This window comes from Agrococcus sp. KRD186, assembly GCF_017168255.1.
Classification (GTDB): domain Bacteria; phylum Actinomycetota; class Actinomycetes; order Actinomycetales; family Microbacteriaceae; genus Agrococcus.
Genome location: NZ_JABFAP010000001.1, coordinates 1526152 through 1541774 on the forward strand (window position 1 = coordinate 1526152; position 15623 = coordinate 1541774).

The 15623-nt window shown below is 68.0% G+C and carries 14 protein-coding genes, 1 tRNA gene and 1 pseudogene; 4 read left to right on the forward strand and 12 right to left on the reverse strand.

Annotated features, from left to right (window positions below; all coding sequences use genetic code 11):
- Positions 1-69 precede the first annotated feature (69 nt).
- A protein-coding gene (locus J1M46_RS07345; protein WP_206447218.1) for an IS3 family transposase occupies positions 70-1262 on the forward strand; the annotation gives its coding sequence in 2 pieces (ribosomal slippage) (positions 70-354 and positions 357-1262; 1191 coding nt in all).
- Positions 1263-1464: 202 nt separating this feature from the next.
- Here J1M46_RS07345 and J1M46_RS07350 read toward each other — a convergent pair.
- Genes J1M46_RS07350 through J1M46_RS07360 form a run of 3 tightly spaced genes read right to left on the reverse strand, consistent with a single transcriptional unit; the run spans position 1465 to position 2747 of the window.
- Entirely contained in the window at positions 1465-1782 is a 318-nt protein-coding gene (locus J1M46_RS07350) for a hypothetical protein (RefSeq protein WP_206447219.1), read from the reverse strand.
- Positions 1782-2153: a hypothetical protein gene (locus J1M46_RS07355; protein WP_206447220.1), complete on the reverse strand. Its 372-nt coding sequence runs from the start codon at positions 2151-2153 to the stop codon at positions 1782-1784. The genes J1M46_RS07350 and J1M46_RS07355 overlap by 1 nt, the downstream gene beginning before the upstream one ends.
- A 9-nt stretch (positions 2154-2162) precedes the next feature.
- Positions 2163-2747 (reverse strand): hypothetical protein, encoded by a 585-nt coding sequence (locus tag J1M46_RS07360; RefSeq protein ID WP_206447221.1) that lies wholly within the window; start codon positions 2745-2747, stop codon positions 2163-2165.
- Positions 2748-3250: 503 nt separating this feature from the next.
- Between J1M46_RS07360 and J1M46_RS07365 the strand changes: the two genes are divergently transcribed.
- On the forward strand, positions 3251-4624 hold the full coding sequence (locus J1M46_RS07365; protein WP_206447222.1) for an ISL3 family transposase: 1374 nt from the start codon (positions 3251-3253) through the stop codon (positions 4622-4624).
- Between the two features lie 23 nt (positions 4625-4647).
- Positions 4648-5997: an APC family permease gene (locus tag J1M46_RS07370; protein WP_206447223.1), complete on the forward strand. Its 1350-nt coding sequence runs from the start codon at positions 4648-4650 to the stop codon at positions 5995-5997.
- A 501-nt stretch (positions 5998-6498) separates the two neighbouring features.
- On the opposite strand, the pseudogene J1M46_RS07375 reads toward J1M46_RS07370, so the two are convergent.
- The 4 genes and pseudogenes from J1M46_RS07375 to gltX form a co-directional block, all read right to left on the reverse strand.
- Positions 6499-7726 (reverse strand): annotated as a pseudogene (locus J1M46_RS07375) (IS256 family transposase).
- Between the two features lie 524 nt (positions 7727-8250).
- Positions 8251-8325, reverse strand: a tRNA-Gln gene (locus tag J1M46_RS07380).
- Between the two features lie 117 nt (positions 8326-8442).
- Entirely contained in the window at positions 8443-9354 is a 912-nt protein-coding gene (locus J1M46_RS07385) for an NAD(P)/FAD-dependent oxidoreductase (protein ID WP_206447224.1), read from the reverse strand.
- On the reverse strand, positions 9354-10844 hold the full coding sequence (gene gltX, locus J1M46_RS07390) for a glutamate--tRNA ligase (protein ID WP_206447225.1): 1491 nt from the start codon (positions 10842-10844) through the stop codon (positions 9354-9356). The genes J1M46_RS07385 and gltX overlap by 1 nt, the downstream gene beginning before the upstream one ends.
- A gap of 18 nt (positions 10845-10862) precedes the next feature.
- On the opposite strand from gltX, the gene J1M46_RS07395 reads away from it, so the two are divergent.
- Positions 10863-11570 carry a permease prefix domain 1-containing protein gene (locus J1M46_RS07395; protein ID WP_206447226.1) on the forward strand — a complete coding sequence of 236 codons (708 nt, stop codon included), beginning with the start codon at positions 10863-10865 and terminating at the stop codon, positions 11568-11570.
- On the opposite strand, the gene J1M46_RS07400 is transcribed toward J1M46_RS07395, so the two are convergent.
- From J1M46_RS07400 to J1M46_RS07420, 5 genes are read right to left on the reverse strand one after another with little or no spacing between them, the layout of a single operon-like run.
- The gene (locus J1M46_RS07400) at positions 11539-11865 is read right to left on the reverse strand and encodes a helix-turn-helix transcriptional regulator (protein ID WP_206447227.1); all 327 of its coding nucleotides are present in this window, start codon (positions 11863-11865) and stop codon (positions 11539-11541) included. The two genes, J1M46_RS07395 and J1M46_RS07400, sit on opposite strands and share 32 nt — an antisense overlap.
- A 50-nt stretch (positions 11866-11915) precedes the next feature.
- On the reverse strand, positions 11916-12608 hold the full coding sequence (locus tag J1M46_RS07405) for a DUF937 domain-containing protein (protein ID WP_206447228.1): 693 nt from the start codon (positions 12606-12608) through the stop codon (positions 11916-11918).
- A gap of 53 nt (positions 12609-12661) precedes the next feature.
- The gene (locus J1M46_RS07410; RefSeq protein ID WP_206447229.1) at positions 12662-13435 is read right to left on the reverse strand and encodes a fumarylacetoacetate hydrolase family protein; all 774 of its coding nucleotides are present in this window, start codon (positions 13433-13435) and stop codon (positions 12662-12664) included.
- On the reverse strand, positions 13435-14523 hold the full coding sequence (locus J1M46_RS07415) for a branched-chain amino acid aminotransferase (protein ID WP_206447230.1): 1089 nt from the start codon (positions 14521-14523) through the stop codon (positions 13435-13437). Before J1M46_RS07415 ends, J1M46_RS07410 begins: the two co-directional genes overlap by 1 nt.
- Positions 14520-15578, reverse strand: coding sequence for a 3-isopropylmalate dehydrogenase (locus J1M46_RS07420; RefSeq protein ID WP_206447231.1), 1059 nt, complete (start codon positions 15576-15578; stop codon positions 14520-14522). The genes J1M46_RS07415 and J1M46_RS07420 overlap by 4 nt, the downstream gene beginning before the upstream one ends.
- Positions 15579-15623 lie beyond the last annotated feature (45 nt).

Sequence of the window (15623 nt, forward strand, 5' to 3'; positions counted from 1 at the left end):
GGGTCTGCTGCACGGATAGGTGACATCTGAGTTGGCTAGCCCGGAGGGCTGGCCTGGAAGGATGTCATCATGCCCAAGCCGTTTCCCAAGGAGTTTCGCGACGACGTGGTCCGTGTGGCGCAGCACCGTGACCCCGAGGTCACGCTCGCGCAGATCGCGAAGGACTTCGGCGTCCATGTCGGGACTCTGGACAAGTGGATGCGTCAAGCCCGCATCGAGGATGGCGAGCAGCCTGGCGTGACGCGTGCGGGGAGCGACGAGGTGCGGGAGCTGCGCAAGCGCAACCGGCTCCTGGAGCAAGAGAACGAGGTGCTCCGTCGTGCGGCGGCGTATTTCGCGCAGGCGCATCTGCCGGGAAAAGGTATTACCCGCTCGTGACAGAGCTCGCTGCCTCGGGGATCCCCGTGACGGTGACGTGCCGGGTCCTCAAGCTCTCCCGCCAGCCCTACTACCGATGGCTGGCCGGCCCGATCACCGTCTCGGAGACCGTGGAGGCGTATCGCGCGAATGCGTTGTTCGACGCGCACCACGACGACCCCGAGTTCGGTCACCGTCTCCTCGCGGACCAGGCCCGGGAGGAGGGCGAGGCGATGTCGGACCGGACCGCGTGGAAGATCACGTCCGCGAACGGCTGGTGGTCGGTGTTCGGGAAGAAGAAGGGCAAGAACGGCAAGAAGCCCGGCCCCGCCGTTCATGACGACCTCTGTGTCGTCACCGACGAGGAGGGAGGTGCCCGACATGTGTTCACCGCCGATGGACCGAACCAGCTCTGGCTGACCGACATCACCGAGCACAAGACCGCCGAAGGCAAGCTCTACCTCTGCGCGGTCAAGGACGTGTTCGGGAACAAGATCGTCGGATACTCCATCGACTCCCGGATGAAGTCGTCCCTCGCGGTGAGGGCTCTCGAGAACGCCGTCGCCATGCGCGGTGACGTCGCAGGCTGCATCGTTCACAGCGACAGAGGGTCGCAGTTCCGAAGCAGGAAGTTCCTGCGCGCGCTGACCCGTCACCGCCTGGTCGGATCGATGGGGAGAGTGGCCTCGTGTGGCGACAACGCCGCCATGGAGTCGTTCTTCGCCCTGCTGCAGAAGAACGTCCTCGACCGCCGGTCATGGACCACCCGACAGCAGCTGCGCACCGCCATCGTGACCTGGATCGAACGAACCTACCACCGGCGTCGCCGACAAGCAGCCCTGGGCCGTTTGACGCCCATCGAGTTCGAGACCATCATGAACACGACCGTCGCACTCGCGGCGTGACTAGAACTGTCACCTATCCGTGCAGCAGACCCCCCAGTCCGACACTCCGACAGTCGTGTGCCTACAGAATCTGCCGCTCGTCGACGCCAAGAACCGCGGAATCACGCGAATCAGCCACCGCCGAGCGGCCGAAAATGCCTACCAGCTGCGGAACCCCGGATAGTGGCGAGGAAGTTTTCGTCGAATCCTAGGCTGCCGGCGATCACCACCGCCCCAACGACCGCACCGGCCACAGCTCTCCCGACCGGGCGCTTCCACCAAACCTCACGCGCTGCGAAGAGAAGAGCAGGGCGGCGGCGATGGCGACGAGCAGGCCCGGAACGAAGGCCCGCATCGGATTGGTGGCGGCCAGGGCTGTGCCGTCGATACCCAAGATGACCCCCAAGTTGAGCCCCGTGGCCACGAGGGTGGCGATCCCGATCCCCAGGGAGATGATGACCCCCGCCAGCAGTCCTCCGAGGACGGCGGAGACGGACGAGTGCCTGTGCATCTGGGATGAGTCCGCAACGAGGGCATTCATTAGGGAACGCGCTTCCAGCAAGAGGTGGCCACGGTTCCGCTCACCTTCGTGCCGTAGGTCCAGTAGCACTGGCTCATGGCAGTGGTCACCTCGGGGTGGGTTCCAGCCGTTGCGCCGGTTCCCTGGATGGTCCAGACCGGGTGTTTCAGGACGGTGTGCACCGTTTGGACGACCACGGTCCAATTACTGGCTGACAGATGGATTCTCCCACCGACGATTCGGCTTGACGAGGAGTACTTCTTCACCTGCCAGCCCAGTTGCTCATAATTCGCGTACCGCACTTCGGACCAGGCAAAAGCAGGGGCGGCCGAGATGCCGAAGACCACCAGGAGGGCCAAGATCAGTGAGGCGAATGAGCGTCGTGTTTTCATCCGAGTCCCCTAGCGCTCCGGCGCCCAGGTGTTATCCACTGCGGGGAACCTCTTGAGGATGACGTCCTTGTCGCCGAATGCGGCCTTTGCTGTCATATCGACCATCTTTTCGTCCCTGACGACCAAGACGTTCTCACCGACTCGATCCCAGGAACGCGGCAGGTCGACGGTGACTCCGTCCGGAACCAGGAACACCTCCGTGGTGTCATCGAGGTACGTCATCTTCAAGGGAAGCCCCGCGGCCCTCACCGCATCTATCGGGCCGCATGTTGAGGACGTCAGTCCATCCCTCTCGTTTACCACCAGCAAGCAGATATTGCCCACGGCATCCTGCGTGCTGAAAAACGAGTTGGCCCCCTCCTTCCCGACCAGTCGGGTGGTTTCTCCCCGGAGACCGCCCATCCCGTGCTCGGCCGCATTGAACTCGGCAAACGTGGGTTTATCCCCCGGTTGCTGCGCCCTCGCATGCACCTTCAGTGCATCCCCCAGGGAGGCGCGAGTGCTCTCATTCGCCACACTCACGCTGCTCCATAGCGCTACGGACCCGAGCGCCAAGGCGACGCCGACCAAAGCCGTTCTCCCGATTCCTGACATCCCGGTCTCCTCAGTAAGTGCGCCAGCAGCTAACGGCTAGCTGTCCGGAGGTTGTCTTGCCATCGTTCATGTTCCACTTGCAGAGCGACCAGGTGCTCGCCAACCTGGTGTGTGTCATCGTGATCGGTCCGCCATATGCCCCGTTCTGGCTCGCCAGAACGGCATAGTTCGTGGCGCTTCTCGTTTCTAAATGGATATCCAGGTAATAGGCATTGCCCGCAACGAATCCTCTTCCGCCGGTATGGGATCCCACGACACTGGATGCCGCGTACTGATTCTCCGTCCGCAACTTCGCGTAGGCGTACTGCGACTCCGCAGCATGGGCGACGGTCGGCCCGAGCAACTGGGCCCCCACCAGCAGGGCCGAGCCAAAAAACAGCAGCGCATTCGTTTTCAGGCTCTTCCCAGTTGAGCGTGGGGGTGTCGTGAGTCAAGGGGCTCGTGCCCTTGCTTGAGGATGGATTTTGCGAAGAATCTGCCCTCGATCACGAAGGACACGAGCCATGTCCCAGCGTACGCGCGCCGCCCTGCCCTTGCCTGCCCACACCACCGCCGAACAGCCTGTTCGTGGCCCGGCTTCGGTGGTGTTCAACCTGGACGGCTACACCGTCCACGACGCCGTCGATCTGCCGTTGGGCGGCCGCCGGATCATCGTGACCGCGGATGCCACCGAGGGGGCGTGCCCCAGCTGTGGGGTGCTCTCCTCCCGGGTGCACCAGCGGGTTCGCCAGTCGGTGAAGGACATCCCGGCCGGCGGCACCCTGGTCGAGGTGATCGTGGTCAAGCCGCGCTTCGTGTGCACCGAGACCGCCTGTGAGCGCTGGACCTTCACCCAGACCACGGACCAACTGCCGGCCCGGGCCCGATGCACCACCCGCCTGCGCGAGGCGGTGGTGGCCGCGGTGCTGGACTCCGGGCGGGCCACCGCCGAGGTCGCCGTCGCCCACGGTCTCGCCTGGGGCACCGTCAACACCGCCGTGGTGGACGCCGCCCTGGTGCTGCCCGCGGTGGACCGGGTCCCGGTGCGGGCCCTCGGGATCGATGAGCACCGGTTCGCCACCGCGAAGTGGTTCAAGCACCCGGAGACCGCCGCCTGGTGCCGGGTGGAGCCGTGGATGAGCACCTTCGTGGACGCCCACACCGGACACGTCCTCGGGGTCGTGGACGGCCGGTCCTCCCGCAACGTCACCACCTGGCTACGCCAACGCTCCCCGGCCTGGCTGGACCGGCTCGAGGTGGTGGCGATCGATCCCTCGGCGACCTTCCGCACCGCGATCCGCCAGGTGCTGCCGGCGGTGGAGATCAGCGTGGATCACTTCCACCTGGTCAAGCTGGGCAACCAGATGCTCACCGACGTCCGCCAACGCGTCCTGCGCGAGGTCTTGGGCCGCCGGGGCCGGAAGCAGGATGCCGTGTGGGCGCACCGGATGCTGCTGCTACGGGCCGGGGACCGGCTCACCGACGCCGGGCTCCACCGGCTCGAGGCGGTCCTGGACGAGGAGGCCTTCGAGGAGGTCGCCGCGGCCTGGGCCATCAAGGAGCACCTGCGACGGATTCTGAACGCCCCGAGCATCGACCAGGCCCAGAACGCCCGGATCGACTTCGAGCTGGCCGTCGCCGCCGCGCAGCTACCGGAGGCCGACCGGCTCTCGCTGACGGTGGCGCGGTGGTGGGTCGAGATCAAGGTGTTCATCCGCACCCGCGTCACCAACGCCCGGACCGAGGCGGCGAACACCGCCGTCAAGCAGATCAAGCGCACTGGGCGCGGGTTCCGCAACCAGGCCAACTACCAGTCCCGTATCCTGGTCAGGAGCTTCCGGCGGACACGCCGACGCTCCCAAATCCACCCTCGAGCAGGACTCCACGCTCAAGTGTGAAGAGCCGAAAAGGATCTACTCGAATGGAACAGCCCCAAAGCAACCCGGCCGATCGCGCACCTGACGACAATCCGGGATCTCTTACCCTGACAGGGGCGGTCGCGCTGGGCACCGGTGTGATGATCGGCGCCGGAATCTTTGCTCTCACGGGACAGACTGCACGATTGGCCGGAGACTGGTTCCCGGTTGCCTTCATCGTCGGCGCGGTGGTCGTGGCTTTTAGCGCCTACTCCTACGTCAAGATGTCTCAATCCTTTCCATCCTCTGGCGGTGTGGCCACATTCCTTCGAGAGGCGTACGGGCCAGGTACGGCCACCGGCGTGTTTGCGATTTTGATGTTCGTGTCGATGATCATCAGCCAGGGACTGGTCGCTCGCACGTTCGGTACCTACCTGCTGCAGATCGTTCCATTGGAACCGGTAGCGTTCTGGGTACCCGCCCTTGCGGTCGGACTCCTGGCTGCAGCATTCGGCGTCAACGTGGCTGGAAACAAGGCCGTAGAAGCCAGTCAGCGCGTCTTCGCCGCGATCAAGATCTTGGGACTCGGGCTCTTTGCGATCGTTGGCCTGTGGTTCGTCTCACCCGCCAGTTTCACCAATGGTGCCGACGCTGCTGGCGTCGATGCCTCCGTGCAGGGCTTCGCCGCTGCTGTGGCATTGGCCATCCTCGCCTACAAGGGCTTCACCACGATCACCAACAGCGGCGGCGACATCGTCAACCCTCACCGCAACACGGGCCGCGCGATCGTGATCTCGCTCATCATCTGCACCGCCGTCTACCTGGCAGTGGCAATCGTGGTAGCCGGAAATCTCAGCCTGGCGCAGGTCATCGCCGCTGAGGACTTTTCCCTCGCTGAAGCTGCTCGACCCGCGCTGGGTGACGTCGGGGTCTGGTTCACCGTCGCCCTGGCGATCGTGGCCACGACCTCTGGTGTCATGGCCAGCATCTTTGCCGCGTCACGCATGTTGGGCATGCTCAGCCACATGAAACAAGTACCGCACCGTCACTTTCGGATGCCGGGGACGGTGCGCATGCACACCACGGTGTACACGGTCGCTTTCGCAATGATCCTCGCGGCCACGCTCGATCTGAGCAGGATCGCTGCCCTCGGCGCCATCTACTACCTGATCATGGACATCGCAATCCACTGGGGTCTGCTGCGCCGCCTCCGGAAACGGGTCACGTTCAACCCCGCCGTTGTTGTCACAGCGATCATCATGGACGTCGTGGTCCTGGCTGCGTTCGTGTCAGTGACCGCCGCAACGGATCCCCTCAGCATCTATGTCGCTGCCGCTGGCATCGTCCTGCTCGTCGTTGCGGAGCGCCTGTTCATGCGCTCCCACACCGGAGACGACCAGACCATGGACATGTAGCATCTGCTGCCCGACGATCGGGGACTCGACCGCTTCGCCTCGGACGGGTCAGCATGGAATCGCTGTGTGGGAGACGGCCCGCCGCTGCTGGATCTGGTCCCCGGCCACTCCGGCGAGGCCTACCGGTCGTGGCTGCACGATCGTGGCCCTGCGTTCCGCGACCGGGTGGAGATCGCGACGCTCGACCCGTTTTATGCCGAGCTCCTGGTTATGCCGATGTGGTCGCGTCGTGCCCGGTCAGTGGCGGTGATCTCGGTCGTGAGGTCGACATAATCAGCCCTGATCCACCGAGCGGGTCCGCTTTCGCGTGGGTGTGGGAGCAGCGAAATGTCCTTCTGACCGGGGAGAATGGGGGTGTTGAAGCCAGATTCACGCCGAGCCGGAAGGACACCTCGTAGGTGCAATCATTCCATGGAATCCAGCCCGTGTTCGATGAGGACAATCGGTCACGTCCCGCTGAGTGGTGGAGTTTCTCAACACCGTGCGGGTCAGCTGGTTCGATTATGCAGCAGCGAGTTCTGGGATGGGCACCTCTTCTCGGATCAGGTCAAGTAGCCGCATGGAGTTCTCGCTGAAGTAGCGGCGGTCGGCGCTGTCCCATTCGTCGTGCTGCTCGATCAGAACATGCCCTGCGAGCCGCAGCAGCGCGGCAGGGTTGGGGAAGGTGCCGACGACGTCGGTGCGGCGCTTGATCTCCCGGTTGAGCCGCTCGAGCGGGTTCGTGGACCAGATCTGCTGCCAGTGCTGCGACGGGAAGGCCGCGAACGCGAGGAGCTCGTCGCGGGCCTCATCGAGCATCTCGGCCGCTGCCGGATGCGAGCGCTCGAGGAGCGTGACGACCTCGCCGAACTGCGCCTCGACCAGGTCGCGCTTGCCGCGCGGGACGGAACACGGTGCGGATGATCGCGGCGACCATGGGGCCGGCGGTCTTATTCACCTTGGCGAGCACGTTGCGCATGAAGTGGACGCGGCAGCGCTGCCAGGACACGCCCTGGAACGCGACCCGGATCGCGGCCACCAGCCCGGCGTGCGCGTCCGAGACGACCAGCTTCACCCCTCCCAAGCCGCGGGCCTTCAGGGAGCGGAAGAAGGCCGTCCAGAAGGGCTCGGACTCGGTGTCGCCGACATCAAAGCCGAGCACCTGCCGGTGCCCGTCAGCGGCGACGCCGACGGCGACCACGACCGCCTGCGAGACCACGCATCGACCCACGCGCGCCTTGCAGTAGGTGGCGTCGACGAACACGTACGGGAAGGTGGCATCGCCCAGCGGTCGGTCGCGGAACGCGGCCACGTCCTCATCCAGGCCCGCGCAGATGCGCGAGACCTCGGACTTCGAGATGCCGGTATCGGCGCCGAGCGCTTTCACCAGGTCATCGACCTTGCGGGTCGAGACGCCGTGCACGTACGCCTCCGACACCTGCGCGAACAAGGCTTGGTCGACGCGCCGGCGCCGCTCCAACAGTGACGGGAAGAACGAGCCCTGCCGCAGCTTCGGGATCCGCAGATCCAACTGGCCGGCCGTGGTGGTGAGCGTGCGCGGGCGGCTGCCGTTGCGGTGCGTCGTGCGGCCTTCGGCGCGCTCGAACGGGGCGGCGCCGATGAACGCGGTCGCTTCCGCGTCAATCAGCTCCTGGTAAAGCTTCTCGGTCGCGGAACGAACCCGATCCGACAGATCGGTGTGCTGGAGTTCCCCGAGCAGCTCGAAGAGGGCAGACTGGTCAAGAGCCATCGTGCGATGTGTCCTTACGTTGAGATTCCTAGACAGTTCTCACTGACCATCGCACGATGGCTCACCACGTTCACGACGTGACACTCGAGCCGAGAACTACACCACCCCAGGGGACGTGACCAAGATCCGCGAGCGCATCGAGCACACAACCTTGGCGAAGGAAGCGCTGCAGGAGAAGCTCGAGCAGACAGCCGACCGGCTCCAGTACGGCGCTGACACAGCTCTGGCGTTCATGGACCTACTGGCGAATCCGGAAGAGCTCTACAAGCGTGCATCCGACACGGTGCGCCGAGACCTCTTGCTGGCGTACTTCGAGCACCTGGCCGTCTTTGTGCGCGACGAGCGTACAGAGGTGGCCGCAGCGCGCAGCAAGGGTAACCGTGCCGTCCGAGGGCTGAACGACGCGACACAGGGCGGCAGCGCGGCCCACACGGCGCAACAAAAAAGGACTCCCCGCTCGAAAGCGGAGAGTCCTGCAAGAGCCATGATCAGTTCATTTGACCATGGTTCGAGTAACGTTCATCTGGCTGGGGTACCTGGACTCGAACCAAGAACAAAGGTACCAGAAACCTCCGTGTTGCCAATTACACCATACCCCAATGGTCGCGCACCGAAGTGAGCGGGCCAAGAGTCGAGCATAGCGGAGTGCGGGCTGGAGCGCCAACTGCGGGCGTCTCGATACGGGCCTGCGGCCCTACTCGACGACCGAGGTGAGGTTACAGGCCGAGGGCGATGAGGTCGCGGTTGATGACCGAGGCCGCGATCGTGCCCTCGCCGGCGGCGACCGCCAGCTGGCGGAAGCCCGGCGTGATGTCGCCCGCGGCGTAGACACCCTCGAGCGAGGTGCGCTGCGAGCGGTCGACGAGCACGAGCCCGTCGTCGTCGGTCTGCAGCGAGAGTGGCTCGGCGAAGTCGAGCTGCGCGTGCCACCAGGGCCGCACGAAGCCACCCGTGCGGATGCTGCGCGAACCGTCCTCCAACACGATCGCCTGCATGCCGTCGCGGTCGCCCTCGATGGCCGCGATCGGGCTGCGCACCAGGGCGACCCCGTGCTCGGCCAGGCGTGCCTCGCCGGCCGCACTCACCGCATCCGCCCCGTTCGTGAACACCGCGAGGTCGTCGGTGTGCCGGCGGATGACGGAGGCCCGCTCGACCAGGTCGTCGGTCTCGCCGATCAGCGCGAGCGCCTGGCCGCGCTTGTCGTAGCCGTCGCAATCCATGCAGGAGTGCAGGCTCGTGCCGTACCAGGGGCGCACGTGCTGCGAGAGCGGCAGCGTCTCGCTGAGGCCGGTGGCGATGAGCACGGCGGATGCGCGGATCTCGCGCTCGGCGCGCGAGCCGGGCTGCTCGGCCTGCACGGCGAAGCCATCGTCGACGCGCGCAATCTGGGTGACGAGCATGCGCTCGTGCGTGACCGTCGGGTAGCGCAGCACCTCTTCGCGGCCAAGGGTGCGCAGCTCGAGCGGCGAAATGCCGTCGCGGGTGATGAAGCCGTGCGCCCGCAGGGTGGCAGCGTGGCGCGGCCGGTTGGAGTCGACCAGTGCGACCGTGCGCTGCTGGCGCGCCAGATTCAGCGTCGCGGCAAGACCGGCGGGGCCGGCGCCGATGACGACGACATCCACATCCATCAGACGCTCGATGCCAGCCGGTCGATGCGGGCGAGGGTCGCGCTCTGGCCGAGCAGCTCCATCGACTCGAACAGCGGCGGCGAGACGCGGCGGCCGGTGACCGCCACGCGCAGCGGCGTGAAGGCGAGGCGCGGCTTGAGGCCGAGCCCGTCGATGAGCACCTCGCGCAGCACCCGCTCGATCGACGCGGTGTCGAAGGTCTCGAGCTCGGCGAGCGCCCGGCGGCTGCCCTCGAGCACCGCGAGCACGTCGTCGCCCAGCTTCGCCACCGCATCCGGGTCGTGCTTGATGTCTTCTGTCTCGAGGAAGAGGAAGCCCAGCATGTCTTCGGCCTGGCCGATGAGCTGCATGCGCTCCTGCACGAGCGGCGCCGCCTGGGCCAGCAGCGCGCGCTGGGCCTCACTCGGCTCCCCCTCGAAGATCTGCCCGAGGTAGGGCACCAGACGCTCGGCGAAGTCGTCGGCCTCGAGCATGCGCACATGGTCGCCGTTGATCGACTCAGCCTTCTTCGGGTCGAATCGGCTGGGGTTGGGGTTGACGTCTTCGACATCGAAGGCGGCGATCAGCTCGTCGCGCGTGAAGACGTCGCGGTCGGGCGCGATCGACCAGCCGAGGAGCGAGAGATAGTTGAGCAGCCCCTCGGGGATGAAGCCCGCCTCGCGCAGCAGGAAGAGGTTCGACTGCGGGTCGCGCTTCGAGAGCTTCTTGTTGCCCTCGCCCATCACGTACGGGAGGTGGCCGAAGCGCGGGATGGCGCTCACGACGCCGATCTCGGCCAGCGCCCGGTAGAGCGCGATCTGCCGGGGCGTCGACGAGAGCAGGTCCTCGCCGCGCAGCACGTGCGTGACGCCCATGAGCGCATCGTCGACCGGGTTGACGAAGGTGTAGAGCGGGGCGCCGTTCGGGCGCACGACCACGAAGTCGCTGAAGGAGCCGGCGGGGAAGGTGATCTCGCCCCGCACCAGGTCGTCGAACGAGAGATCCTCGTCGGGCACGCGCAGGCGCAGGCTCGGCACGCGTCCCTCGGCGCGGTGCGCTTCGCGCTGCTCGGCGGTCAGCTCGCGCTCGAAGTTGTCGTAGCCCTGGCGCGGGTCGCGGCCGGCCTCGCGGTTGCGGGCCTCGATCTCCTCGGCGGTCGCGAAGGACTCGTACAGGTGACCGGATGCGGTGAGTCGGCTGATGAGGTCGGCGTAGATCTCGCCGCGCTGCGACTGCCGGTAGGGCTCGTGCGGGCCGCCGGTCTCGACGCCCTCGTCCCAGTCGATGCCGAGCCAGCGCATCGCCTCGAGCAGCTGCTCGTACGACTCCTGGCTGTCGCGCGCCGCGTCGGTGTCCTCGATGCGGAAGACCATCTTGCCGCCGTGGTGGCGGGCGTAGGCCCAGTTGAACAGGGCCGTGCGGATGAGTCCGACGTGCGGGGTGCCGGTGGGCGAGGGGCAGAAGCGGACGACGACATCGCTGCCAGTGGCCGACGAGAAGGGAACGCTCATGATGGCTCCATCCTAGGCGTGGGAGACTGGCCTGCGATGCTCGCCCCCGACGCCACGGCCGACCCCATCGCCGACCTGGTCGGCCGCTTCGAGGGCGCTGTGGTCGCGAGCGCGCGGACCCGGCGAGAGCTCGCCCGCGAGATCGAGGGCGACCTGCGCGAGGACGCCGCCGCACGTGTCGCGGCAGGAGCCACCGAGCGCGAGGCCGCGATGGCCGTGGTCGCGGGGTTCGGCGATGTGCGGGCGCTGGCGTCCGAGATGTCGGTCGAGCTGCTCGCCGCTCGGGGCACGCGCTTCGCCTCGCTCACCGCCCTGGGCTCGGTGGTGCTGCTCGTCGCGTGGTTCAGCGGCATGACGACGCTCGTGGGCCTCGGCTTCCGCGTGCCTGCGGACGACGGGTGGATGCTGCAGGTCTCGCGGGCGCTCGACGTCGCGGGACCGCTGGTGGTCGCCGTCGGGCTCGCCGGCTGGATCGCCATCCGGCGCTCGGGCTCGCTCGCCGCCATCGCGACGGTCGCGGCGCTGCAGCTCGGCTTCGCCGGCGCGCTGGTGGCCGGTGCCATCGCGATGGCGGGCGTTGCGACGGCTCCCGCCGCGGGCGCGGGCCTGCTCGACGCGCTGATCGCCCTGACCGTGCTGCTGGGCTCGGCGCTCGTCGCCGCGTCGGCGGGCGTGCTGGTGCGGTGGGGTGCGATCAGGCTCGAGCCGCGCCGAGCACGGTCGTGATCAGCGACGACGTCGCCGTCCACTCGGCCCGCTCATCGGCGAGCGCCTCGGTGCCCGCGCCGGTGAGGCGGTAGACCCGCTTCGAGCGGCCGCTGGAGGCCCACTCCCCCTCGATCAGGCCGCGCCGCTCGAGCCGCTTGAGCGCCGGGTAGACGGTGCCGCTGGGGAAGTCGAGCACCCCGCTCGATCGCTCTCGGATGCGCTCGACCGCACCGTAGCCGTGCACTGGGCCGTCGGCGAGCACTGCGAGCAGCATCGCGTCGACGTGGCCGCGGAGCGCATCGGGGGAAGCCATGCGGGCAGTCTAGCGAGAGGCTGCCTGCATATGCAGACAGCCTCCAGCCGTCAGCGGCGGCCGCCGCCGAGCAGCCCACCGAGGATGTCGCCGAGCGGCCCGAGCGGACCGCTGCCGCCCTGTTGGCTCGAGGAGCCGCCCCCCAGGATGCCACCGAGCAGGTCGTCCAGGCCGAAGCCGCCGCCCTGCTCCGGCTGCTGGCCCTGCGGCCCCTGCTGCTGGGGCGTGGGCACCTGCTGCCGCGAGCCGGGCGAGCCCTGCCCGAAGGGCGAGTCGAAGCCGCCGCCCTCCGGTTGCTGCGGCTCCTGCTGCTGCGGCGCCTGCTGCTGCGGCTCCCGCTGCTGACCGGCGCCCTGGCCGAAGAACTTGTTGGCGATCCAGGCGATCACGATCGGTGCCACGATCGGCAGGATCTTCTTGATGATCCCGCCCAGCGCCGAGCCCCCGCCGGCAGCACGGGCGATCTGCTCGGTGTTGTCGCCGAAGATGTTGCGCACGATCTTCTCGCCGTCGGCGGCGTCGACGTCGCCCGCCAGCCGCTCGTCGAGGTGGCCCTGATGGCCGCCGAGGGCGCCCATCAGCGACTGCGCGCCGGCTGGGTCGTGGGCATTGGCCTGCATGCCGCCGACGAGCGCTGGCACGATCGCCTCGATCGCCTGCCGTGCTTCGGCCTCATCGACGCCGGCCTGCTGTGCGATCTGCTGCACGGGCATCTGCCCGATCAGCTGCTGGATCTCCGACATGACTCCTCCTCGAGTCCCGCGGCGACCCACGCCGCCGATGCCAGCGATGCTACTCAGACGGCCTGCTGGGCCACCACAGGATTGCGCAGGGTGCCGATGCCGGGGATCTCGACCTCGACGCTCTGGCCCGCCTGCAGCGGGCCCACGCCGTCGGGCGTGCCCATCAGCACGACGTCGCCGGGCAGCAGGGTCATGGATGCGGTGATCCAGCTGAGCACGGTCGGTGCGTCGAAGATCCAGTCGGTCGAGGGGCCATCCTGCCTGACCTCGCCGTCCACGCGCGTGATGACCCGCAGTTCGTCCCAATTGGGCTCGGTCTCGATCGCCGGGCCGAGCGGGCAGAAGGTGTCGAAGCCCTTCGCGCGCGCCCACTGGGGTTCGCGGCGCTGCAGGTCGCGCGCTGTGACGTCGTTGGCGACGGTCACCCCGAAGACGGCGCCGAGCGCGTTCTGCGGGGTGAGCCTGCGGGCGACGCGGCCGATGACGATCGCCACCTCCCCCTCGAAGTGCACGTCCTCGGATTCCGGCGGCAGCACGATGGCATCGCCGGGGCCGATCACCGAGGTGTTGGGTTTCAGGAACACGAGCGGCTCGGTGGGCACCTCGTTGCCCATCTCGGCGGCGTGCTTGGCGTAATTGCGCCCCACCGCGACCACCTTCGAGCGCGGGATGACCGGTGCCAGCAGCCGCACGTCGCTGAGCGCCAGGCGCTGACCGGTGGTGTCGAAGCCCGCGACGAGCGGGTCCCCCACGAGCTCGACGAGCGCGTCCTCATCGACCACGCCGTAGCCGATGCGGTCGCCGTGCAGGAAGCGGGTGACGCGCATCAGCGTGCCTCGGTGAGCTGCACCATCCAGCCGTGCGGGTCCTCCGCGCGGCCGTACTGCAGGTCGGTGAGCTGCGCGCGCAGGGCGGTCGCGACGGGGCCGGCCGGCGCATCCGGGTCACCGATGACCTCCTCGGTGCTCTTCAGTGCCGCGATGGGGGTGAGCACCGCCGCGGTGCCGCAGGCGAAGGCCTCGGTGATCGTGCCGTCGGCGACGCCGTCGCGCCATTCGGCGAGCGTGACGGGCCGGCGCTCGACCGTGTGACCGGCGTCCTCCGCCAGCTGCAGCAGCGAGTTGCGGGTGACGCCGTCGAGGATCGACTCCGAGTCGGGGGTGATGAGCGTGCCGTCGGAGGTGACCAGTACGACGTTCATGCCGCCGAGCTCCTCCAGGTCGGTGCCCTCCTCGTTGAGGAACAGCACCTGCGCGCAGCCCTGCGCGACGGCGAGCTGCGTCGGCAGCAGGCTGGCGGCGTAGTTGCCGCCGCACTTGGCGGCGCCCGTGCCGCCCTTGCCCGCGCGGTTGTACTCGCGCGAGAGCCAGATGGAGACGGGCTTGACACCGCCGGCGAAGTAGGGCCCTGCGGGGCTCGCGATCACCATGAAGCGCACGGTCTGCGCCGCGCGCACACCCAGGAAGACCTCGTTCGCGATCATGAACGGTCGCAGGTAGAGCGAGTTCTCGCCGCCGGAGGGCACCCACGCCTCGTCGACCTCGACGAGCTGCCGCACGGCCTCGAGGAAGTCCTCCTCGGGCAGCTGCGGCAGCGCGAGCCGGGCTGCCGAGCGCTGCATGCGCTGCGCGTTCTGGTCGGGCCGGAAGGTCCAGACCGAACCGTCGGCACGCCGGTATGCCTTCATGCCCTCGAAGATCTCCTGGCCGTAGTGCAGCACAGCCGAGGCCGGGTCCATCTGCAGCGGGCCGTAGGGCTCGACGCGCGCGTGCTGCCAGCCGCCCTCCGCCGTCCAGTCGATGGAGACCATGTGGTCGGTGAAGTGGCGGCCGAAGCCGGGCTCGTCGAGCACTCCCTGGCGGACGTCGTCGGCCGCCGGCTGCTCGTTGCGGGTGAGCGCGAACTCGAGAGTCATGCTTGCTCCTTGGAAGCGGTGATCGAAGCGACGATGGCGTCGCCGACCTGGCTGGTGGTGCGGCGGGATCCGTCGCGCGCGTCGACGTCGCCGTCGACGGCGTCCCTGATCCGCTGGCCCGCCTCGGGGTGACCGGAGTGCTCGAGCAGCAGCGCGGCGGAGATGATCGCGGCCGTCGGATCGGCGATGCCGCGGCCTGCGATGTCGGGCGCGGAGCCGTGCACCGGCTCGTACATGCTCGGGAACGAGCCTGCGGGGTTGAGGTTGCCGGATGCGGCGAGGCCGATGCCGCCGCCCACGGCGCCAGCGAGGTCGGTGAGGATGTCGCCGAAGAGGTTGTCGGTGACGATCACGTCGAAGCGGCTGGGCTGCTCGACCAGGAAGATGGTGGCGGCGTCGACGTGCAGGTAGTCGACCGTCACCTCCGGGTGCTGCTGGCCGACCTCCTCGACGATGCGCTGCCAGAGGCCGCCCGCGTGCACGAGCACGTTCTTCTTGTGCACGAGCGTCAGGCGCTTGCTGCGCTGCTCGGCGAGCTCGAAGGCGAATCGCACGACGCGCTCGACGCCGAATGCGGTGTTGACGCTGGTCTCGTTCGCGATCTCGTGCTCGGTGCCGGTGCGCAGCGAGCCGCCGTTGCCCACGTAGGGGCCCTCGGTGCCCTCGCGCACGACCACGAAGTCGATCGCGCCGGGCTCGCGGAGCGGGCTGGCGACCTTCGGGTGCAGCTTGGTGGGGCGCAGGTTGACGTGGTGGTCGAACGCGAAGCGCAGGCGCAGCAGCAGGCCGCGCTCGATGATGCCGCCGGCCAGGCGCGGGTCAGCCGGGTCGCCGCCGACTGCGCCGAGCAGGATCGCGTCGTGCTGCCTGAGGCTCGCCAGCGTCTCGTCGCTCAGGATCTCGCCGGTGTCGAGGTAGTGGGCTGCACCGAGGGTGTACTCGGTCTCGACGAGCTCGACGCCGTCGAGCGCGGCGCGCATGGCCTTGCGCGCCTCGAGGGTGACCTCGGGCCCGATGCCGTCTCCTGCGATGACCGCGAGGCGCAGCTGCTCCACACTTCCTCCTCCTGGTGCGTCAGCGCACCCGTCTACCAGCGGCGC